General features: G+C 38.4%; 11 protein-coding genes. 4 read left to right on the forward strand and 7 right to left on the reverse strand.

Annotation, left to right across the window (positions count from 1 at the left end; all coding sequences use genetic code 11):
* Positions 1–157: 157 nt before the first annotated feature.
* Positions 158–2,326 carry an alpha-L-rhamnosidase-related protein gene (locus ACSLUO_RS01075; protein WP_448245466.1) on the forward strand — a complete coding sequence of 723 codons (2,169 nt, stop codon included), beginning with the start codon at positions 158–160 and terminating at the stop codon, positions 2,324–2,326.
* A gap of 131 nt (positions 2,327–2,457) precedes the next feature.
* On the opposite strand, the gene ACSLUO_RS01080 is transcribed toward ACSLUO_RS01075, so the two are convergent.
* The 7 genes from ACSLUO_RS01080 to ACSLUO_RS01110 form a co-directional block, all read right to left on the reverse strand.
* Positions 2,458–3,897, reverse strand: coding sequence for a sulfatase family protein (locus ACSLUO_RS01080; RefSeq protein WP_448245467.1), 1,440 nt, complete (start codon positions 3,895–3,897; stop codon positions 2,458–2,460).
* Between the two features lie 56 nt (positions 3,898–3,953).
* Complete coding sequence (locus tag ACSLUO_RS01085) at positions 3,954–5,429, reverse strand: BNR-4 repeat-containing protein (protein WP_448245468.1); 1,476 nt, start codon at positions 5,427–5,429, stop codon at positions 3,954–3,956.
* 259 nt (positions 5,430–5,688) lie between these two features.
* Positions 5,689–6,615, reverse strand: a complete 927-nt coding sequence (locus ACSLUO_RS01090; protein WP_448245469.1) for a hypothetical protein — start codon at positions 6,613–6,615, stop codon at positions 5,689–5,691.
* A gap of 10 nt (positions 6,616–6,625) precedes the next feature.
* A complete protein-coding gene (locus ACSLUO_RS01095; protein ID WP_448245470.1) occupies positions 6,626–10,066 on the reverse strand; it encodes a glycosyl hydrolase in 3,441 nt (1,146 codons plus the stop codon).
* Positions 10,067–10,305: 239 nt separating this feature from the next.
* A complete protein-coding gene (locus ACSLUO_RS01100; RefSeq protein ID WP_448245471.1) occupies positions 10,306–12,114 on the reverse strand; it encodes a glycoside hydrolase family 43 protein in 1,809 nt (602 codons plus the stop codon).
* Between the two features lie 27 nt (positions 12,115–12,141).
* Entirely contained in the window at positions 12,142–13,650 is a 1,509-nt protein-coding gene (locus ACSLUO_RS01105) for a sulfatase family protein (protein ID WP_448245472.1), read from the reverse strand.
* Positions 13,651–13,956: 306 nt separating this feature from the next.
* On the reverse strand, positions 13,957–15,141 hold the full coding sequence (locus ACSLUO_RS01110) for a hypothetical protein (protein ID WP_448245473.1): 1,185 nt from the start codon (positions 15,139–15,141) through the stop codon (positions 13,957–13,959).
* A 326-nt stretch (positions 15,142–15,467) separates the two neighbouring features.
* On the opposite strand from ACSLUO_RS01110, the gene ACSLUO_RS01115 reads away from it, so the two are divergent.
* The 3 genes from ACSLUO_RS01115 to ACSLUO_RS01125 all read left to right on the forward strand — a co-directional run bounded on the left by ACSLUO_RS01115 (position 15,468) and on the right by ACSLUO_RS01125 (position 22,124).
* Positions 15,468–16,880 carry a sulfatase-like hydrolase/transferase gene (locus tag ACSLUO_RS01115; protein WP_448245474.1) on the forward strand — a complete coding sequence of 471 codons (1,413 nt, stop codon included), beginning with the start codon at positions 15,468–15,470 and terminating at the stop codon, positions 16,878–16,880.
* 271 nt (positions 16,881–17,151) lie between these two features.
* Positions 17,152–18,387 (forward strand): glycoside hydrolase family 88/105 protein, encoded by a 1,236-nt coding sequence (locus tag ACSLUO_RS01120; protein ID WP_448245475.1) that lies wholly within the window; start codon positions 17,152–17,154, stop codon positions 18,385–18,387.
* A gap of 587 nt (positions 18,388–18,974) precedes the next feature.
* Positions 18,975–22,124, forward strand: coding sequence for a TonB-dependent receptor (locus tag ACSLUO_RS01125; protein ID WP_448245476.1), 3,150 nt, complete (start codon positions 18,975–18,977; stop codon positions 22,122–22,124).
* Positions 22,125–22,294: the final 170 nt, after the last annotated feature.

The raw sequence follows: 22,294 nt of genomic DNA on the forward strand, positions 1-22,294 counted from the left end.
TTGGTAAAGTTAAAATTAAAGGTTGTTATTATATTTGATGATAACAACCTTTTTTTAAGTCGTTGTAAATAATAATAAAGGGAAAAATATGATATTTATCCGTAACATGTTCCTCAAAAAGTTGTTCAATAAAAAAGGCTTTTTAACATTTAACCTCATGGTTAAATTTATTTTATTAAGCGTGTTAGCACAAGGTTGTCAGCAGCTTCCTAAACTTAATTCAGCGGTTTTTTATCAACCTACTGAATTACGTACCGAGTTGTTAAAAGGGGCGAAATTAACCAATATTCGTGACGCTGAACCGGAATTTTCATGGGCGATATATGGCGAGCAAGCACCAGCTCAACAAGTCGCCTACCAAATAGAACTTTGGCAATTAAATAATAGTAATCAGCCGGCAGTAATGTGGAATTCAGGGAAAGTGAAGTCAGCACGTTCAACGGCTATTTCGTACATGGGGCAGCCTTTGTTAGCTAATCAGCACTACCAATGGCGGGTTAAAGTTTGGTTAACTAATTCCACTCAAGACGCGATCGAAAGCGCATGGTCACAACCACAAACTTTAACTATGGCTAATCAGTTAGATAGCGGTACAACACGTTATGCGTTAGAAGCGACGCCTGTACCGGCAAGTTCGATAAAAAAATTGCCATCGGGTCGATACCTTATTGATTTTGGCAAAAGTGCCTTTGGCTATCTTGATTTAGGGCTAACCAGTGATAAAGCGGGCGATATTACCGTTCACTTTGGCGAGCGTGGAAATGAGCACGGCATTATTTCTGATTTAGATAAACGATCAAGTGTTCGATATTATTCGGTGCCATTAGCTGTTAATGCAAAAAGTGATGTTTACCGTGTTAATCCACCACGCGATATTCGTAATACTAAACCAAATAAAGCCATTGTTATTCCTGCGCGTTTTGGTCGTATTGCGCCATTTCGTTATATCGAAATTGATGCTGGTGATTTAACCCTTAGCGAGATCAATGCACAACAAATAGTCGTACATTATCCGTTTGATGAACACGCAGCACATTTTACTTCAAGTGATGACACCTTAAATGCTGTTTGGGATTTGTCTAAATACAGCATGAAAGCCACTAGTTTTGCTGGCGTTTATGTTGATGGTGATCGTGAACGTATTCCTTATGAAGCGGATGCTTACATTAATCAATTATCACATTATTTAGTTGATAGTGAATACTCGCTAGCTAGATACTCTCATGAATATTTACTTGAACACCCAACTTGGCCAACCGAATGGAAACAACATTCTATTATGATGGCATGGCAAGATTGGATGTACACAGGTGATACTGAATCAATGCGTCATCACTTTGCCACTTTCAAAAAAGAAAAAACCTTAGAGCAATTTGCCAGAGCGGACGGTTTGTTGGTTTCGTTTCCTGATCAAAAAGTTCGACCTCCAAAAAACCGTGATATTGTTGACTGGCCAGTAACTGAACGTGACAACTTTGACTTTAAACCGGTCAACGCTGTTATTAATGCCTTTCATTATTTGAACTTAACACAAATGGCTGACATGGCAAAAGCCTTAGGTAAACAGGAAGACTACCAGTTTTATCATACCCGTGCTAAACAAGTATACAGCGCATTTAATAATGTGTTTTATCGTCAAGATTTAGGTGTTTACCTTGATGGTGAAGGCTCAACACACAGTGGTTTTCATGCCAATGTTGCGGCACTAGCGTTTGGTTTAGTGCCATCAGAGCGACAAGCAAGCGTGATTAAACTGATCAAAGAAAAAGGCATGGCAGGTAGTGTTTATTTTGCTCAGTACTTGTTAGAGGCTTTATACCTCGCCGATGAGCCAGATTATGCATTATCTTTAATGACGGCTAAAACTAAACGTAGTTGGTACAACATGATCCGTGTTGGCTCAACCATTACTTTAGAAGCTTGGGATGATGCCTTTAAACCTAACCAAGACTGGAACCATGCTTGGGGCGCAGTACCGGGTAATATTGTCGGCCGTTACGTTTTAGGTGTTAAACCGTTAACCGCTGGTTTTAAGCAATTTGAAATAGCACCTAAATTAGCTAATTTGACGTTTGCCGAAGGTAAAATTCCAACGATTAAAGGAGCTGTATTAGTAAGTGCAACACAAGTACTCGGTGAAAGCGTGAAGCTTACTATAACGATTCCTCATAACAGTGAAGCGAAAGTGATCTTGCCATTATCACAAGGTAAATCCGCAAAAACGGTAACCGTTAATGGCGAAGTCATGGCGTTTGATGCTAATACTGGCTTGCTTGGTGAAGGATTGTTTAGCTCTGGTAACTATCAAGTTGAAGTGTTTTATTAATGTTTTTCACAGAATAAAACATGAGTTTTTAAGGATGTAAATGTAATTTGAAGTAAAAACGCCGTGATGAAATTAACATCACGGCGTTTTTTATTAGCTTATACGGAATGGTATTACTATGTAGCGTAACGTTATTTTGCTAACACTTTACGGGTTTTTACGGGATACCAATCAAGTAATTTTTGCGATAAGCGGGCAACCAATTCAGGCTTTTCTGCTGCCAAATTCACTTCTTCATGTTCATCTTCAAGCAGGTTGTATAGGCGTGGTCCAGCTAATACATCTTTATGATATTCTTGATAGCTGACATTTTTACCGTCATAACTCAAAATTAACTTCCACTTTCCTGCTATTACCCATCGGTATAGAAGGGTTGATTCAGGATCGTTTAAGTCATCCATGTCATGAGCAAAGCCTTCACCATAAATAGCGTCACGGTTAATGGGTGTTTGTTCTTTCATGTTAGCAAATAAATTAATACCCGGAAGTTCGCTTGGTACATCAATACCTGCGGCACCTAAAATGGTTGGTACAATATCAATGCTGCTGACAACTTCAGGGCGCATTTGTGCTTTAAATTGGCTCGGTAATGAAAACATAATTGGCGTTCTTACGCCGCTTTCACCAGGGCTTTGTTTTGAACGCGGTAAAAAACGTCCTGTTTTTGTTGGGTTGGTTACCCAGCCGTTATCAGAAACATAAACAACTAAGGTATTATCTTTTAAACCTTTTTTCTCAAGGTGGTCAAATAACTGGCCGTTCGTTTCGTCAAACCATTCGATCATTGCATAATATTTGGCAATGGAAATAGGTAAACCTTTATCGGTATATTTATTTAAAATACGTGCAGGCGGCGTGTGCGGTGCATGCGGCATATATGGAGCGTACCATACTAAAAATGGCTTGTTAGCCGCAGCTGACTGATCAATAAAGTTGGTGACTTGAGTTAACCCTTCACGGCCAATTTTTAACCCGTCGTCACCATGACGACCTCCTTTTTCAGGGAAGCCTCTAGTCATGCCTTGATCAAAACCACCTCGTTTGAAGCTACCTTCCCACCATTTACCTGATTGAAATGAGACATAACCTTTGTCTCTTAATAATTCAGGTAAGGTTTGTAGTTGATCTATTTTACTAATGATTTCTTCGCGTTGTTGTTCATATAATTCACCCCCTTTGCCGCCGGGTAATTTACGTGATGGATCATTACCGGTAATGCCATGTTGAAAAGCGTACAAGCCTGTTGCAATAGTGGCTAATGATGGTCGGCAAAGTGATGTTGGGACATAACCTCGTTTAAAGGTGACACCTTCATTTGCTAATTTATCTAATGCTGGCGTTTTAACAATTTCATGGCTCATAAAGCCGTAATCGTTCCAAGCATGATCGTCAGATAAAATAAGTAGAATATTGGGTGGAGTTTGTTCTTTAGCAGCTTCAGTATTAGCTGTTTGTGTTGGTGAATCAGCACAAGCTGTGGTTAATAGGAGCAGGGTTGAACAGACAACAGCCGAAAGTATCGAGCGAGGCTTGAACAGGGCTAACGCCGAGTTTTGCTTGAGGTAGCGCATTTTTTTTCCTTATTGTTAAACTAGTTATTAGAAAGTTATTGTTATTATTTTTTTTATTATTTTTTCAGAATGTTAGCTTCTGCAGCTGGTCGTGGAATTGGACCATTTTCACCAACAAGGTAAACTTTGCTCCAAGGCGTATCTGCTGTTTTTTCAGCGACAATAATTTGTGCCTCAGGATGTGCGTTTTCAATAATTGCAGTTAATGCCCAAGTGGCACCTTTACGGCGTAATAACTCTTTATCTTTAACGAAATTTTCGCCGCCGTCAGTTGTCTTGAAGTAGGCAATAACAGCATCGTTACCATCACCACTTTGTACTTTTTCTTCATAACCTAAAGCAAACGTTACCTCTGTTGGGGATTTCACGATAAAGTCACCACGAGAATCGGTGTTATCTGTTCGTGAAACTGTGCTCACCGGCTTACCGCCAAGCCATTCTTTACCTGTCCAACGATAGTATGTGGTTTGTTTTGGACCACCCCATTTTAATCCGATATCTTTACCAATATTGGTGGCGATATGTGGGTTTCCTTCTTCATCTAAATGCACTGAGCCATTAAATGTCCAGTTACCGTCACCTGTTCTAGCTACCAAGGTTTTTTCATCGGCAACTTCACGAGTTACTGGAATAGTTAATGTTTCACCGGTGACATTTCGCCATGTATCATTTTTGGTATCGAAAGCCATGTAATAGGCATCATGTCGCTCAGTGGTGTGGCCGCGACCGTTAATGCCAGCACCGTTATCCCAACAAAGGTGGTAATCAAATGTAATGATAATGTCGTCACCATGGCCCTTGCTTACGGATGCGTACCAGCTATCCATTGCTTTAAGATCATCACGGCGTTTATGTTTTAAGAAAGAAACTGGTGCGGCAAAAGTACGGCCGCTATCGGTAGATTTTTGATAAACCCAATCACTTCGATGTGCACCATGGCGATAGAATAGGTAAATGTCGCCGTTGTCCATTTTTACCGCTTGGTTATAAGTACCAAATACTGGGATAGTGTCTAATTCTTGCCAGCTGGTAATATCACCAGGTTTTTTAGACACGGCATGAATATTACGACCATAGTGATGGTTTCCTAATGGGTTTTCTCCATGTATTTCCTTAATGCCACCATGTCCGCCAAAAAAGATATGAATGTAACCTAGGTCATCAATTAGCATGGTTGGTTTGCCGTGGTTATCAATTTTTGGCCTGCTTGGATCTTTGCCCATATCACTGATACCAGCTTTGAAAGGGCCTTGCCATTGTGCAGTTTCATGGTTATATGCGGCTACATAAGGATCTTCTAATGGCCCTTGATATGAAACATAAGTTACCCCTTTATAGTGAATACCTGCAGGGTGTTGCACGATAGCTAAAGGGTTACCTAAGGCATCATCAGCAAAATAATCAACCATTTGCTCTGTTGCTTGTTGGTGATCAGTTTGTTTATTCGTTGCCGATTCATCATTACAGCCAGTAATGAAAACACTCAAAGAAATGGAAATAGCGAGTGTGACCTTAGTCAGTATTTTATTCATAGGGTTACCATTTTAGTTGTTTTAAAAGTTAGCCAATTATTGATTTATTTGATACTAACATTCTTAAATTTTATATAAAACCATTTTTAGTCATTACCTTTCATTTTGAATCATAATGGTGAGGTGTTATGCTTTAACAATATCAAGCTTATTCTTTATGTCGGGATATAGTGCTAACTTGTTATCATCAAAATGAATGACTATATGTGGCAGTTAATCGAGTCTGAACTGCCACTTATAAGTCATTTATCTTTTAGGCTTACTTCATGGTAACGCCTGTCACTAGTACCATGATGTCATCGACAACGCTTGATTTACCTAAGTAAATACCCCAGCGAAAGCCAATTTCTTCCGTTCTAGGCCAATCACCGGTACCAACTAATTTATCGTCAATATACATTTCGTAATTCAAGCCATTGTCTCTAACTTTCATATCAAAAGGTCTACCGAGTACATTTTTGCCAATAGAAATAAGTGTTCCCGGACGATTGTTAACATAGGCTGCGCCATGACGAGGTGAAAACCATAAATCACCATTAGCATCTACGCGTAGCATGACAGACCAGTGATCAACATTATTGCCTTTAGCTTGAAAAATTGAGCACATATGTGGTGCTGCGCAACCGGCTGATTTTAAAACGGTAAAGCGAGCACTAAATTCTCGCCACACATTAGGCTCAGGCATCCACCTATAGCTTGGACTAAAGGCTTCGATACGAGCGGCTTTTTTACGCTTATTACTGACATTTTCTTCATCCTTGAACAGTCGGAATATTTGAGTGTTACCGTCTTCTTGATACCAACGTGACCATTTATGAAAATCTTCATCTGGAATGCTCGGGTTACCAACGGCATGGATAAGCATTTTACGTTTGGCAGAGGCGATCGGGATATTGCCATAAGGCCCTTGTTCAATCAGGGCATTGTTAATATCAATTTTCTTACCAGTCACGCCTTTGGTGGTGAAAGACTCCAGCGGGTTCAGTTGCCCTGTCGCTAATACTTGTTGCCAAGTCGGCTCTTGGCCAATTTTTGTAACAAGCTGGTTGTAGGGGATCGCACTTGATTTAATATAATCAAGTGTTTGTGAATTTTTAGTCACATCCTGATTCGATAAGCTACAGGCATTAATCAAAGTTAATGTGGCGATTATGCTGCTTATTTTTAGTGATAATAATTTATTCATAATGTCACCATTACTCTTGGCCAAAATTTACGGTTTTTACCGTTTTTAAGCTGACGGGGCCTAATAAACCTGAATCAACTAGAGGATCACCCGCTTTAACGAACTTGTAGGTGGTAAAGGTACGACGATGACCTTTTTTACCAAAGTTAGGTAATGGCTCATTGTTGCTGTACCAATCAGGCATAACAGGGACGTGTGTACCATTTTCTTGCCAGTATTCTGAGCTATCCGGCAGGCTTTCATCTGTAATTAAGCGGTTACTCCATGAGTTAGCCACTTTTACAGTCAATTGATTTTCACCAGCCTGCAAATAGGCGCTAACATCCAAGGTGAATGGGTAAAGCCAAGCTGTGCCGACTTCTTTGCCATTGATAAAGACTTGTGCGCTGTCGCTGACTTTGCCTAAATCTAAAGTGACTTGCTGATTATCAGCGAGCAGTTCAGCATCTACATTAAAGGTTTTCGCATAAGTTGCGATGCCCGAATAAGCACGAATTTCTGGGGTGTTCGAATCTTTCCAGTTGATTAATTTATCGAATGTAAAGGTTTGATCTAAGCCGTACTCTTTTGCAAACGTGACTTGCCAGCTACCAGCAAGCAATTGCTCTGCTGGAATGTCATCAAGCACTAGCTGTTTAGTTTCACCGTTTACATCAAGCGTTAGCTTTTGATTGTTTGCGGCAACAAACTCAACCGCAAATTCTTCGTTGTAAAGCACTTCAATATCGTTATTTTTAATAACTTCTGGGCTTAGTTTTACCTTACCTTCGGCATTATCATTAAAGATCACAAACGCCGATTCATTTGCTTCTAAGCGGAAGGCGACATTAGTTGCCCCTTTGTTGCTTTGAAATGCAGCTAGTTTTTTGGTTTTACCGGTATTAGCGTCCCATAACTCAGGCACTTTGCCCGTTACTTCAAAGCTAGCATCAAATAACTTACGCTTGTCACTGTCGTTATAGACGAAATAAATATCTTGGTTAGCGGTTTTTCTATGAGCATAAAAAAGATCGTCAAGATTTTTGATGGTTAAGTCAAAATTAAACCCTGCTTTTTGATACAGTTGCTGCCATTCAGATTCGCCTTTTGCATTTAGGTGAGTTGTTGGTTGAGACCAAATAAAATCGACCATTTTTTCAAAGCTAGCTTGTTGCTCAGTAGTGATGTTAAGACCCGCTAATTGTTTAATTGGCTCACCAATAATAACGCCGCCTTGTTTAGCAAACTGGTGAATTTTTTCTACCGTTGCTAAAGATAAGGTGTCATGATTTTTAAGCATTAATATTTTGTAATTAACGCCGTGGTTAAGCTGATAACGGCCATTTTGATAAACTAACTCATTTAGTTTTTCTGTGTTTAAACAATCATAATTAACATAGGTTGGAATATGTTTGCTTTCACGCAGGCGTCTATCTGGACAACCGGTTGGTGCGGCTTCGCCAATATACCAAGCAATATCAGAAACAGGTTGACCTTGACGTAATAAATATTGACCACGTGAAAGATAGTCAAACCATGCTTTACCTGCGGTTGAAAACCATGGCTGAGTGGCATCAATATGTGCGCCCCAAGCTTCCATTGTCATACCCGGAACAACATGCGTGTTGGCTTGGTGAACAAAACGATGGAAGACATATTCATTTACGCCTAAAGCCCAAGTTTTGTCGCCATCAAACTTTGCGTAAGCAGGGTTAAATTTCCAGTTATGATCTTTGGTTGCGGTAAACGCTTCAGCTGAAATAATGTTGCGATTGTAAATATGCCCCACTGAAATAGCGGATGCCAACATATAAATATCACGTTTTAACCAAAATTCGCCCATCGGAATGTCGACTTTACTGCCCGCGTCTAATTCATTAAACGGACCATGGCCATAAGGTTCGGTATAGGTTTTCATGCCATCTGCATGCGCCAATTCGGTAAAGTATTGGTAATAGTTTTCTGTGATTAATTTATTGCTGAAACCGCGGATATCCCAAGTGACATCTTCGGTGGTGGCAACTGAGTCAACAAATTTACCAGCAAAAAGCGGTAAATAGGGGGTTAAGTCATAACCATTTTGTTGTTTAAATTGCTGATCGTAACCTTGAGTCCAGTTTTGCCCACCCACTTCGTAACTGTCAATTTCTAAATATTGCATGACACCGGGTGCGACTTCTTTAACTTTATTAATCACATTCGTGACATAAGCGTCATAATGGTTTTTAAAGGCGGCTCGACTAAATTTATCTACTTCTAAACCACGGCCTTCATCGGTTGGTGGAATATTGGTTGTGCCTTTGGCGGTATAACCAAAGCGCATTATTGTCCAATCACCCGCAGGTAATGTTGCCGTTAATTGACCGTCTTTTGATAACTTATCAGATAAGTTAATCATTTTACTTGAATCAATAATGTGTGATGGTTCCGGTTCGCCAATCGGTGGCAGTTTATGGTAATTGGTATGAGTGGCTAAGGTGCGGCCTAAATAGTTACCCATTCTTGGGGTTGAAGCTAAACTGGCTTCAAATATATTTAAGGTTTTATCGGCAACAATTCTAAAGTATTTGGCGGTCACGCCTTCAAATGCAGCATCGAGTGCCCAGCGGACTCGTCCAGGACGGTTAATGCGCATATCGACATGTTTTTTAAAGTTTTTACCGTCATTTGAATATTGAAATTCGTATTTTATATGTTTGCCCCAATTAATATCTACACTAGCAAAGCGGATAGTGACGGGCTCGTCATAGGCAAACTGTAACCAAACCGGTTGGCCGTTTTTTGATTTGATTGAAGAAACGTTATCAACTTCGATATTGTTGACGACAGTGACATCAAAATCTGGATCAGATGCGCTAATGGTGGGTTTTAATTCCGCATCAACTAATTCGGTTGGCAATGATGGATAAGCTAATACCGCAATATCATGGTAATAATCTAACATGGTCATAGGTTGTGCTAATTGCACATTTAATGGCTTACCATCACTTTTAACGACAGTTTCGTACCAAGTGACTTGTTTCATCCCATGTTCAGGTGTGTTCCAAGGGCCACCACTTGAAGACCAGCCGTCGGCATTGTGAATACCAAAACTTAAACCTAGGCGCTTTGCCTCTGAAGCCATGTGACCAATTAATTCAATATGATGTTCGGTATTAAATAGCACCTTACCTTTAGCAATATTACGGCCAATATTAAAGTATAAAACGCCGCCAATCCCAGCTTCTGCCATGGCTTCGAAATCTTTGGTGATACCTGCAGCAGACATATTGCTGTTCATCACATGATACCAAGTCAGCGGTTTGGTTGAATTGGGTGGTGTTTGAAAATTACGTTTTATTTCGGCGATATTATTAATATCGTGACTTGATGATTGAACACCTGATGGTGAAGTGATTTTATCAGCACAACTTAATAATGTTGTAAGTGCTAGCAGGCCTGACAACAGCTTGAGCTTAGGTAATATTTTCATTGTGGTTATCCATAGTAAATTCTAGCTGTTGCTCTTAATTTAATCAGTGCAAACAGAAGAAATTAAATACGTTGTTTAAGATAGGAAGAAAAGACACAAAAATGTAAAATTGATACCCCTAACGCTAAAAATATTTTGTTAGATAAAAATGTGACAACTTAACGTAAGAGAAAATAAAACAAAAAAAAGAGCTACCTTGTAGAAGGCAGCCCTTTTGAGGGGAGAGTAGTTAGTTAAAGTTATTTAACGTTTATAACTTTAGCGGCTTTAGGGCCGTCGTAGTCGTAAGTAAACCAATCTACATCGATATAACCAGCATCTTCATCAGTTTTTTCATTCCAAGAGAAGAAGCCTAAACGGTCACCAGTCCATTTACCAAAGGCGATAGTGAACGTAGGGCCAAAGGCTTTGAAGTTTTTGCCGTCGAAGCTGTATTCATAAGTCGCTTGGTTACGCGCGTTAGATGTTCTAACGTATAAGTCGTTACCCGTTAACTCAATACCAACGGTTTTTTCACTCATGCCGTTCATGTAGAAAAGGTTTTTCTTACCATTTTCATCTACTTGTACGCCTAATAAGTTAAAGATACCACCGTAACGAACAAAACCTGCTAATTGATTTGGCTTCATGCCTGAAATATCAAACTTAGCAACGGCAGTACCAGTAGTAATACCCATCATACGTTGGCTAAGTGTGTTAGGCGCACGCCAGAAATCACCATCTGAACCGTCGTTGTTGGTCCATTCGTTGATTTTAGGACCGTGGTTATTGTTGTTCGGTAATACTTTACTTGCTTTTAAACGTAACCAACCTGGGCGTTCTGTTAATGACCAGTGGCTGTCACGTGGGTCGTGGTTCCATTCCCACTGCGGGCCTAATTTTGTTGATGAAAAATCATCATCTGATTTTGGTGCGGTAATCGGGAAACCGTTAATTGGTTTTTTGTGGCGTTTAACTGGCTCACCAATACCATCACTGTCTTCGTCGATACCAATGATTGGCCAGCCATCAACCCAAGTTACTGGCGCTAAACATTGCGGGCGACCTTGGAATGGAATGTCATCATTTTGAATTAACTGATGCATGTACCACCAAGAACCATCTGGCGCTGTCATAAAGCCACCTTGGCTAGCACTACGGTTGTTAAACTCGGTGCCTTTTTCCATAACAGTTTTCACTTCATATGGACCATAGATACTTTCTTTTGAACGAAGCACTAATTGCTTACGGTCATTCTTAGGGTTTTTAACACCTGGTTTAGTTGATTTATCACCCATGGTCCATTGCGCCATGGTGATATACCAAGTACCGTCAATTTTGTAGATTTTAGCCGCTTCTGCGCCCATACCGGTGTAGACTAATTTACCTTCGTCTAGGATCTTAGTGCCGTCCCAGCTCATTTCATAAATGTAGTTTTCGTTACCTTCGATCTTATTATCAGGGCTCTTATGTTTTGTTCCTGTGTTAATGATCACGTAAGCTTTTTTGGTTTCTTGGTCAAAGTAGACACCAGGATCATCTAATACTTCAGCATGTGGAAGCATCTTGATTGGTTCGCTCCACGGGCCAGCAATATCGTCAGCCATGGTTACGTACAAACCGTTTTGATAGTCAATTTGATAAACGTACCATTTACCTTCATGGTAAGCGATATCACCCGCCCAAGTACCAAATGAATAACCATTCATTCGGTCCCAGTTATATTCTGGCGCCCAAGATAATTTCGGGAAAGCATGACCGGTATTAGTCCAGTTCACCATATCTTTCGATTCTAAAATTGGCATACCTGGCGACATGTGCTGTTTAGAAGTGATCATGTAATAGGTATCACCCACTTGCTCAATATCCGAATCAGGATAATCAGCATTGAGTATTGGGTTAATATAAGTACCGTCGCCTTGGTCGCCAAAGCTACCTGTTTTAGCTGGCTCAAGTATTTTTGTGCTTACTTCATCTTGTGGTGTAATTTGTGAATTACAGCCTAATACGGTTAGGAGTAAACTTACGCCACCGATTTGTTTTAATAGACCTGTTGTTGTCCTGTTCATTTTTATATCCCCAGAATTAAATGGTTTTTATTGCGCAGATTCATTTCGAATATTGATAAAAGAATCTCGTTGTTTAACTTGCTCACTTCTTAGGTTTTCATATTTCTCAATATAAGCATCGGTGCGTTTACTTAGGTCTTGTAAAATACTTTGATGCTCAGCTGAGTTAGCAAGATTGAACTGTTCATTTGGATCATTTTTTAAATCGTAAAGTTGTTGGAAATCGTTTTTATAAAAATCAACATACTTCCAGCGATCTGTTCTAATACCAACCGTTGGTGGAATAAATACACGTTTAGGTTGATACATATGCTCAAAGAAAAACTCTTTGCGCCAAGTAACATTTTTGTCGTGATTTAACAGCGGTACTAAGCTTTGTCCTTGATAGCTTTCAGGGGCTTTAACACCGGCTAAATCTAAAATGGTAGGTGCAATATCAATGTTTAACGCCATGGCTTTGTTTTCTTTACCTTTTGCGCCTTTATTGCGTGGATCATAAACAATTAATGGGATACGTAAGTCTTCTTCCCAACCAAACCACTTACCAGCTAATTGACGTTCGTTGATGTTATAGCCGTTGTCACCAGCATAAATAATAACGGTGTTATCAGCGATGCCTTGTTTTTCTAATTGGGCGTAAATCATCCCAACGGCTTTATCAACACCTGTGATGGCACGGTAATGACGTTTAACCATTCTTTGATATTTTTCTTCGCTGTCGTAACGCCATTTCCAACGTACGTGGCCAATTGATCTTTTTAAGAATTCAGGCAATTGGTCAAAGGTATCGTCTTGAGAAAACTTAGCTGGCGGAATAGTTATATCTTTGTAGTAATCTTCAAACTCAGCAGGGTAGTGATATTGATCTTCTAAATCTCTGTCATGAGCATGCGGGTCCCAAAAGTTTACGGCCATTACCCAAGGTTTTTCATTGTTTTCAGGCTGTGCGATAAACTCTTTTGCTAATTCCGCAATATGGTAAGTCTGTGGAATTTCTTTACCTTTGTATTCAACGGTTTTGGTTTGTAATAGTTCTTTAAAATAGTCAAATTTGTCTTCAGCTTTACCTGATAAACCGATTTCGTATTTACCAACAAACGCTGAGCGGTAGCCATTATCTTTTAATACTTTTGGGTAAATGCTGTTACTTTCGGCGATGCCAGTTTTTGGGCGACTAAAAGTAAAGTCATGGGTACGTTCAGTTAAACTGGTTAAAATACTCACGCGGCTGGTGGCACAAATTGGTGTCGTAACAAAGGCATTTTTAAATACTGTGCCGTTGTTAGCTAATTTGTCTAAGTTTGGTGTTTGGATAATAGGGTGGTATTTACCAATTAAGTCCCAGCGATGATCGTCTGCTAAGATAAAGATAATATTCGGTTTTTTAGCTGGTGTAGCTGCTATATCAGGGCTTTTATGATCATTAGCACCACAAGCAGTTAATAAACCGCAGCTAATAAATAAAGCAGCTAAACGACTATTTTTTTGTAATCGGCTTGCTCGCTTTTGTAAATATAGATTCAATAAGTTTTTCATTATTTTTCGCTATTATCTGATGAATTAAAGTCAGGTTATTTGATAAAAAGTTTATCTTAGGCAGTAGCCGATAATGACAACGCTATTTACCAAAAATGTTAACGCTAACCTACTTAACTAATCATATAAACTCAAAACAAATCATTTTTCAACTTTTTTATCTTTTCAAATTGTTATCTTATTGTAAGTATTGGCTATTTTTTATTTATTTAGTTAAGTGGTTTGTGTATTAATAATCTTCTATATCCTTAAATTTAATATGGTTAATAAGGATATAGAAGCGATTAGTTAACTATAGTTTAATTACTATTGTTGTGTACCAATAGCAAGCGCGCGCCATCGTCCTCTGGCGAAGGCTGTACCACCATTTTCAGGAATTTTGCCATTGGTTACAGCCATAGAGGCTACTTTTAAAACATCTCCTTTTTTTAATGTAACGTTATCAATGTTGAAATATACCTCTTGATAATCAACCTCGGTTTCAGGGTTAGTAAAACGAGCTATAACTTTGTTATTTAATAATATTTGATAAGGGCACTCACCGTCGATTTCACTTAAGGTGACTAAAGTAAGTTGGTGTGTACCAGCGTCTTTTGCGGTAACGATATATTCAGCAAAGGCATATTTATTTCGGTATTCAGTTTTGACAGCATTAATAGCTAACGCTTGTTTTGCCTTGTGTTGATAAAAAGGAATAGTGCCGGTGTTCTCTATAGTAAAGTCATCTATTGCTCGTAGTAGTTTTTTATATTGAGTAATGCCTTTTAATGTTTCTTTTTCAGCTAAAGCTGACTTTTCAACCGTTGTAGCTGCTAAATCAAGCCCTTGTGGCTGGTAGGTTTTATCTTGAGTTAATAAGAATTTATCTAATTCAAAACCGTCTTCGCGCATTGATACCATGATGGTATGCACGCCAGGTTGAGGTATATTCAAAGTAATTGTATTGGCAATACCGCAGTGGTTTTTTTTCGTACGCTGTGCTGAAGACCAAGTCCATTGATGTTTGTTTTCACATAGTTGCAGGCGTTGTGCTGATTCTGGCCAAGTGCCGTTTAAGCCAAAATGTACACCATTATCTTCGCTGCCTGTGCTATATGCCCGCGCCCAAACATAATAGGTACCCGCAGTTTTAAAATAGACAGGGTAAGTTAATACTGCAGCAGTACCTGGTATATCGGTAAAATTTTCACCGCGCACTAAGGTTTCAACATGATTAGTACGAGTATCAGGTAATAATTCTATATAGCTAGCATTGCTAGCATTTATAGCATGGTTATGGTCATTATCAGGATAATTGTGTTGTGGTGTATTGGTAGAAAAGGTCAACCATCGTCTTTTAGTATCTAAATGTTGAGCGCTAAAGTCTTCGGCTTCAATAACAACTACGCCATTTTTTTCTTGATAACTTTTAGCGAGGTTATTAGCTTTTGCTGCAACGGCTAGGGTAGTGATGGTACAACAAAATATAAGCGCTATTTTTATAATTTTCATTACGTTAATCTTCTTGAGTGAGTTAATTTATTAACCTTGAATTTAATTTGATTGTATAAAAATGAATGTTTTTAATCAAGATTGGTCATTTTTAGTCTTTTTGTTTCGGTATTGCTCTGGTACAATCTTGAGAATTGTCGCGCGAATATATCTCATGAAAATTGCGTGAATGGCGTTTTGGCAGCTGGTATTCATAGATCACATAGAGGGTCACTACCGGTAAAGTCTGGCAATATAAGCTTTATAAATCGAGGGGCGTTTAGGAACATGATTATGTTCATTTGCCTTGCTATATAAAGTTATCTATACAAATAAAAGAGGTAAAAATGAAAATAAAAAAACAAAAACTACTAGGTGCTTTATCTAGTATCTTATTAGCTGTGGGTTGTGCCTCGTTCACCCAAGCCGAAGAAAAACCGAATATTATTTTTATTTTAACGGACGATCTTGGATTTAACCAAATCGGTGCTTACGGCAAAACTCCGATTAAAACGCCTAACTTAGATAAAATGGCTGAAAACGGCATTCGTTTTGATCAAGCTTATGCGGGCAATACGGTATGTTCACCTTCTCGAGTTTCATTATTTACTGGTCGAGATGGCCGTTATATGGCAAATAATTCAAACACCGTAGAATTAACTCATTTAGATATTACCCTTGCACACATTTTAAAATATGCAGATTACGACACAGCGTTATTTGGTAAATACTCTATTGGCCAACAAATGGGTGTAACAGATCCATTAGCAATGGGGTTTGATACTTGGTATGGCATGTACTCTATTTTAGAGGGACATAGACAATACCCGCAAATTATGTGGCGTGACGGTAAAAAAATTCGAATCACTGAGAACGAAGGTGGCCGTAAAGGTGCCTACGCACAAGAATTATTTACCGAAGAAGCAATTAACTATATTAAGCAAGATCGTGAAAACCCATTTTTCATGATGTTAACTTTCTCTTCTCCTCATGCTGAGTTAGCCGTTCCAGAAAAATACAGCAAACAATATGAGTTTGACGAAAAAGCATACACAGGTATGAAAGGTGGTGTTCCAGCTGATAAATATGCTGCTTATTACCCAGAGCCTGTTGATAAACCAAATGCCGTGTTAGCGGGTATGGTAACAGCGCTTGATGAATATGTTGGTAGAATTACCGCTGAATTAGAAGCGAGAGGCGAGTTAGATAACACGCTAATTTTCTTTACCTCAGATAATGGCCCACATGACGAAGGTGGCGCAAGCCCTGAGTTTTTTGAAGCATCAGCACCTTATAAAGGTCAAAAACGTGATTTATACGACGGTGGTATTCACGTACCTATGTTAGTTCACTGGCCTGAAAAAATTAAAAAAGGCCGTGTAGATAATACACCTTGGTTATTTGCTGATGTATTACCTACGTTTGCAGATATTGCCGGTGTAAATTTAAATATTGTGCCGCGCGTAAAAACTAACGGTAAGTCGATTGCTGGCTTATTAAACGATGCGCCAGAAAAAATGGCTGAGCGGACATTATATTGGGAGTTTGCAAAGCAAGTAGGTGATCCTAATTCAGGTATTATTGGTGACGTTTTCCAAGCGGCTCGTAAAGGTAACTGGAAAGCAGTACGTTATACAGTACAAGGTGAAATGGAACTTTATGACATTATTAAAGATCCTGGTGAAACCAATAACTTAGCGAAAAAGTACCCAGCATTAACAAAAGAATTTTACGATATGTTTGAAACATATAAAGATTAATTGTTATTAAGCCTAGGTATTGCAATTAAATCCAATAGCGTAATAAGGGAAAACAACATGCTAGAAAACCAGTTGTTATTCTGAATTAAGGTTACTTAGGCTTTTATCTTAAACATAAGCAAAATGAGCAATAAGATATGGAATTAGTTGGCTCGTTTTTGCGTTATTTGCACGAATAAGTATTAGACGACTATTCTGTATTAAAAAAGAACAGTCGTTTTAATTAATGTGAATTGCAGTGCAAGTAGTCAATTAATAACTAGGAAATTTTATGTATAACAAAACAAAAAAACTGGCGTTAATACCGCTTACTGTCGGTTTATTATTAAGCGGTTGTGGTAACGAAGCAAAGCAAGCTGAGCAAACAACAACGGTACCAGCCGTTGAAAAAAGTGTACAGACAAGTGCCGCAGACATTCAAAAATCAGCTTACGATATTGCGACACGTTCGGCAAAATGGCAAATTGCTCAATTAGGGCAACTAGATTACATCCCTGAGTCACACCGTGCTAAATCAGAAAATGCTAAGTTTTGGATCCAAGCTGTTTTTTATATTGGCTTAACCAAATGGGTTGAAACCTCGAATGATCAAGAGTTTTTAACTTTTATGGAGCAAATGGCTAAGAAAGAAAATTATGAATTATTGTTAGACCGTCCTTATCATGCAGATGATCACACCATTGGCCAAACTTACCTTTGGTTAAGCGAGCAAACGGGCAACAAAGACGCATACAAACCAACCCAAAAAGTATTTGATATGATTTTAGCTAACCAGCCTAAGGTTGGTTTAGAAATGCTTGATTCAACTGCTTCCGGCCATGGAGAAGTTCATTTAGAAGGTAATTGTCAAGATCGTTGGTGTTGGGCTGATGCTTTATTTATGGCGCCGAGAACTTGGTTAAAAATGACCAATGTTACTGGCGATCCAAAATATTTTGAATATGCAGACAAGGAATTTTGGGCAAGCGCTGACTATTTATTCTCTGATGAATATGGGTTGTTTTTCCGTGACAGCCGCTACTTTGATATGAAAAGTGATAACGGTGCTCCAGTTTTTTGGGGACGTGGTAATGGTTGGGTATTCGCAGCACTTCCTTTAATTATTGATGACTTACCAAAAGATCACCCATCAAGAGATCGTTACATCGAGCTTTACAAGAAAAATGCTGCAGGCTTAATGAAATTACAAAATGCTAATGGTTACTGGCCAGCCTCTTTAATGGATCCAAATAAAGTGAAAACACCAGAGGTAAGTGGTACTGGCTTTATTACTTATGGTTTAGCTTGGGGTGTGAATAACGGTATTTTAACGGATCAAAATTCGAAAGAAATTGTTGAAAAAGGTTGGGCGGCAATTGAAAAAGCTATCTCACCAAATGGCCGTGTTAACTGGGTACAGCAAGTGGGTAAATCACCTGACCCAGTAAAAGAGTCAGACTCTCAATTATATGGTGTTGGTGCTGTGTTATTGGCGGCAGCTGAAATGGCTAAGTGGGCTGATAAGTAACTTTTTAGTTAATCATTATTAGCTAATTTCTTATCTCGATCTCAAGTTAAATATTATCCTCATGTTATGTAAAAATGGCATGAGGATATTTTTTATTAAGGCCTCAAGCTTATCTCTGTAAATAAAGCAGGTTAACCTTACTTTACATCCGTTTATCCTACATATCATTCCTAACACTTATTTATCAATAGCAATCAATAAAGGCTTTTCTTCTGTTTAGTAAAACTTGTTTTTTATACTAAAACTTTCTAAAAATAGTTAAATTTCTATCTATAAATTATAAAAAATATCGTCAAAACAAGCTGGTATTGGTTTGCCATTAAAAGTTAATAAAAATAATTTGTCGTTAAGGTAAAAAGTTTAATCTGTTTATCTATATGATTTTAAATGATTTAATTTCTTATTGTTGATTTGTTTTAACTCTTTGTGATTGGTTATGACCAAATAAGGCTTGAAATGTTTCTTGCTGGTGCTATTGTATAGTTACTTTATTTAATAAATTGCTACCCCTAGTAGTAAATTTAATTAAATAAATGACAAAACATAAAATATACAAAATGAACCTACTTATAGGTTGGGGGAATGTCATGACAAAATTAAATCGTCATATGAATAAAAAGTTTAAAAATGGTGCTATTTTAGCTGGTTCAGCTAGTTTAATTTTAGCACTTGGTGCACCGTCAGTTGTTGCACAAGAAGTTAACGCCGCTTTAGCGAAGAAAAAAGCAGAACAAAATGTAGAAGTTATTGAAGTAACGGGTGTTCGTAGTTCATTAGAATCAGCGCTTTTAACCAAGCGTGATGCACCATCGATTGTTGATGCTATATCGGCTACGGATATTGATGCTTTACCAGCATTAGACTTTGGTGAAGCACTACAAGCTTTACCAGGTGTTCAGCTTGATCGTTCTAACGAAGGTCGTACATCTGAAATTAGTTTACGTGGTTTATCAGGCGGCTTTGTAAAAACAACGGCTTTTGGTCAAAGTTTTGCTACACCAAGTAGAAGTGCTGGACCAACTGGTGGGACTAACCCATTTGCAGCTTTTGAAGCCGGTGTATTTGATGGCGTAACTCTTATTAAATCTCCTACTGCTGACATACAAGCGGGTGGTATGGCTGGTATTGTTGATAAACAATTACAACAAGCATTATCGAAAAAAGATGGAAAATATTCTATTACTGCTGGTGGTCGCTATGAAGACTTAACGGGTAATTGGGATAAAACTATAAAATTAGCGGCTTCTAAGCATCTTATTAAAGATGAGTTAGCGGTGGCGTTTAAATTTTCAAGCTCAGATCAAACTTTCCGCCGTGATTTGGTTCAATTTACACAATATAGTTCATTCGATGAAACAGCAAATGGTGGACGTAACGTTTCACAAACCATTGATGCTTATAAAGCACAACATGGGCTTGCGCCAGACGCACAAGTGTTAGGTATTTCTAGTGGACGTAATGTTAGTGAATACAGTGATGGTGATCGTGTTTCATTCACCGGTAACATTGAGTGGAGACCGATTGAAGACTTAAAAATTGGTAGCCATATTTTATATACCGAACGTGATTTAGGTGAAGGTACTAAGGAAGATACAAGTTTTTCTGCAGGTTTACATCCAACCCGAGGTGATCGTCACCACTATCACGCAGGTTTTGAACCTGATATGGATACAGCACCTTTTGTTTATAAAAATGATGAAGATGGTAACCCTATCTACCTTGTTAGTAATACTGATTTCACTAACGGGGCTTGGCAAGTAACTAATCGTAAAACTACCTTTTTTGAAACATCAAAAGGTGCAATGTTATATGCTGATTATATCTTAGATGATTGGGCATTAGATGGTGTGGTTAGCTATTCTGAATCTGAAAACCAGTTTATGAATATTGGTTTAGATTTCCGTCATATGGAACATCATAACGCAAATGTTAATCACAGACCTGCGGATGCTACATCAGGAACTTCTTTACCTTCAGTAGCTACAGGCATTAATGGTTCTTTAAATACAGGTCAAGGCAATCAAGATCTTATGGAGATCTTTGCGACAGGTTGGGATAATTATAATTATAATAACCTAAATTGGTCGGCAACAAATTTTGCATCAGCATCTACTACTTCAATGGATCCATCAAACGGCGGTCGTCGTGTTGGTCATTATGTTGATGGTCGTGTTGATAACCCTAAGCGTGAAATGGAAGCGGCAGAGTTTAATGCTGAGCGCTTTGTTGAATTTGGCAATGATGCATTTAACATTACCTCAGTTAAGTTTGGTGCTCGTCATAGCACTGAAGAATTAACAAACCGAGATCAAAAAATAGGTGCTCCAGGTATTAATGTTGCCAATATTGATAATATGTTTTTCAGTGAAGATATCCTTACTGAGCAACAAACGGCCTTTTTTGACGGTAAGTTACCGGGCACTTTTGGTGTTGATAGCGGTTGGTTAACACTTGATACCCCTTATGTAACTGAAAGATTACAAGATGGGTTACAAGATTTAACGCAAGTAACAGATGATAACCAGTATGCGTTAACAATTGCTGAGCCAAGTGGGTTTTATGATCGTTTGAATAACGGTACAAGATTGCCACAGCTTTTTGCTAATAACTTTTCAGTAGAGCAAACTATCAGTGCTGCTTACTTGATGGCAAATTTTGAAGGTGAACTTGGATCTGTGTTTTATAGCGGTAATTTTGGTATTCGCCATGAAGCAACTGATAATGACTTTATTGGTAAATCTAGATTAACTAGTGGTGGTTTAAATACGGTAGAAGATGTTGACTTTAATTCAGATTACAGTAACACGCTTCCGTCATTAAACCTTGCTTTTGAAATTGGTGACGACTTTGTTATTCGTACTTCATATTATAAAGCGTTAGTTAGACCTAACTTAAGAAGCCAAACCCCAACATTGAGTTCAAGTGAGAACAATACATCAATTACAGTAACCTTACCAAAAGGTGAAGTTGAACCATACACAGCGGACAACTATGACCTATCTTTTGAATGGTATAACCGTGAAGGTAGTGCAATTTCATTAGGTTTATTCCAAAAAAATATTACCGGACTTTTCGATACCGAAAGAGCATGTCCTGAGTTAGGCGAATATCCGTTAATTGATGAAGAATACGGTGCCTTTGTTGGTGATGATTCAGAGTTACCAGGCAACTGTACTCAAGTAGATACTTTCACCAATCCTGATACTGGTGAAGTTGTTAACCGCTCGGTAACAGTTAATCGTAGTTTCAATGCGGATAATGAAATTAAGTTACGTGGTTTAGAGTTTGCTGTTCAGCAAAAACTTGATTTCTTACCGTATCCTTGGAATGGTTTTGGTGGTGTATTTAACTATACATACATTGACCAATCAGGTAGTGAAGGTACTGATGAAGGCGATAGCAAACTTTACAAAGTATCTCCTGAATCTTATAACCTTATTGGTTACTGGGAGAACGATGGTATTAGTTTACGTTTAGCTTATAACTGGCGTGATGAGTTCGATATTCAATTCCCTGGTGGTTCATATTATGGTCTTGAAGATCGAACGGTTAAAGCAAGTGGTCGTTTAGATTTCTCATCAAGTTATAAAGTAGCAAAAGGCTTAAATGTTTATTTTAAAGCTTATAACTTAACCAATGAGCAAACTTATGAATACTTTGGTGATGATGAAAGAGCTATTGCTCGTGTTGATTACACCGGACGTATTTATGAAGTGAGTATGAATTATTCGTTTTAATTGAATAGTTGATTTTAATCTCATGTAGCAAAAACCCAGCAATAATATGCTGGGTTTTTTGATCATCTCATTAAAAACTTATCTATATAAAATATACTTTTGGAGTTGTGGCAAGGTAAAGGAATTTACAATAAAACTCCCATGCTTCATTTCTGATTTAGCTTAATGGG

The sequence above is a fragment of the Thalassotalea agariperforans genome, assembly GCF_053470345.1.

What these genes read in the sequence shown, in the direction of transcription:
- ACSLUO_RS01100 (WP_448245471.1), bottom strand. Translation starts at nt 12,114, where the DNA reads ATGAACAGGACAACAACAGGTCTATTAAAACAAATCGGTGGCGTAAGT.
- ACSLUO_RS01120 (WP_448245475.1), top strand. Translation starts at nt 17,152, where the DNA reads ATGTATAACAAAACAAAAAAACTGGCGTTAATACCGCTTACTGTCGGT.
- ACSLUO_RS01110 (WP_448245473.1), bottom strand. Translation starts at nt 15,141, where the DNA reads ATGAAAATTATAAAAATAGCGCTTATATTTTGTTGTACCATCACTACC.
- ACSLUO_RS01080 (WP_448245467.1), bottom strand. Translation starts at nt 3,897, where the DNA reads ATGCGCTACCTCAAGCAAAACTCGGCGTTAGCCCTGTTCAAGCCTCGC.
- ACSLUO_RS01125 (WP_448245476.1), top strand. Translation starts at nt 18,975, where the DNA reads ATGACAAAATTAAATCGTCATATGAATAAAAAGTTTAAAAATGGTGCT.
- ACSLUO_RS01085 (WP_448245468.1), bottom strand. Translation starts at nt 5,429, where the DNA reads ATGAATAAAATACTGACTAAGGTCACACTCGCTATTTCCATTTCTTTG.
- ACSLUO_RS01105 (WP_448245472.1), bottom strand. Translation starts at nt 13,650, where the DNA reads ATGAAAAACTTATTGAATCTATATTTACAAAAGCGAGCAAGCCGATTA.
- ACSLUO_RS01095 (WP_448245470.1), bottom strand. Translation starts at nt 10,066, where the DNA reads ATGAAAATATTACCTAAGCTCAAGCTGTTGTCAGGCCTGCTAGCACTT.
- ACSLUO_RS01090 (WP_448245469.1), bottom strand. Translation starts at nt 6,615, where the DNA reads ATGAATAAATTATTATCACTAAAAATAAGCAGCATAATCGCCACATTA.
- ACSLUO_RS01075 (WP_448245466.1), top strand. Translation starts at nt 158, where the DNA reads ATGGTTAAATTTATTTTATTAAGCGTGTTAGCACAAGGTTGTCAGCAG.
- ACSLUO_RS01115 (WP_448245474.1), top strand. Translation starts at nt 15,468, where the DNA reads ATGAAAATAAAAAAACAAAAACTACTAGGTGCTTTATCTAGTATCTTA.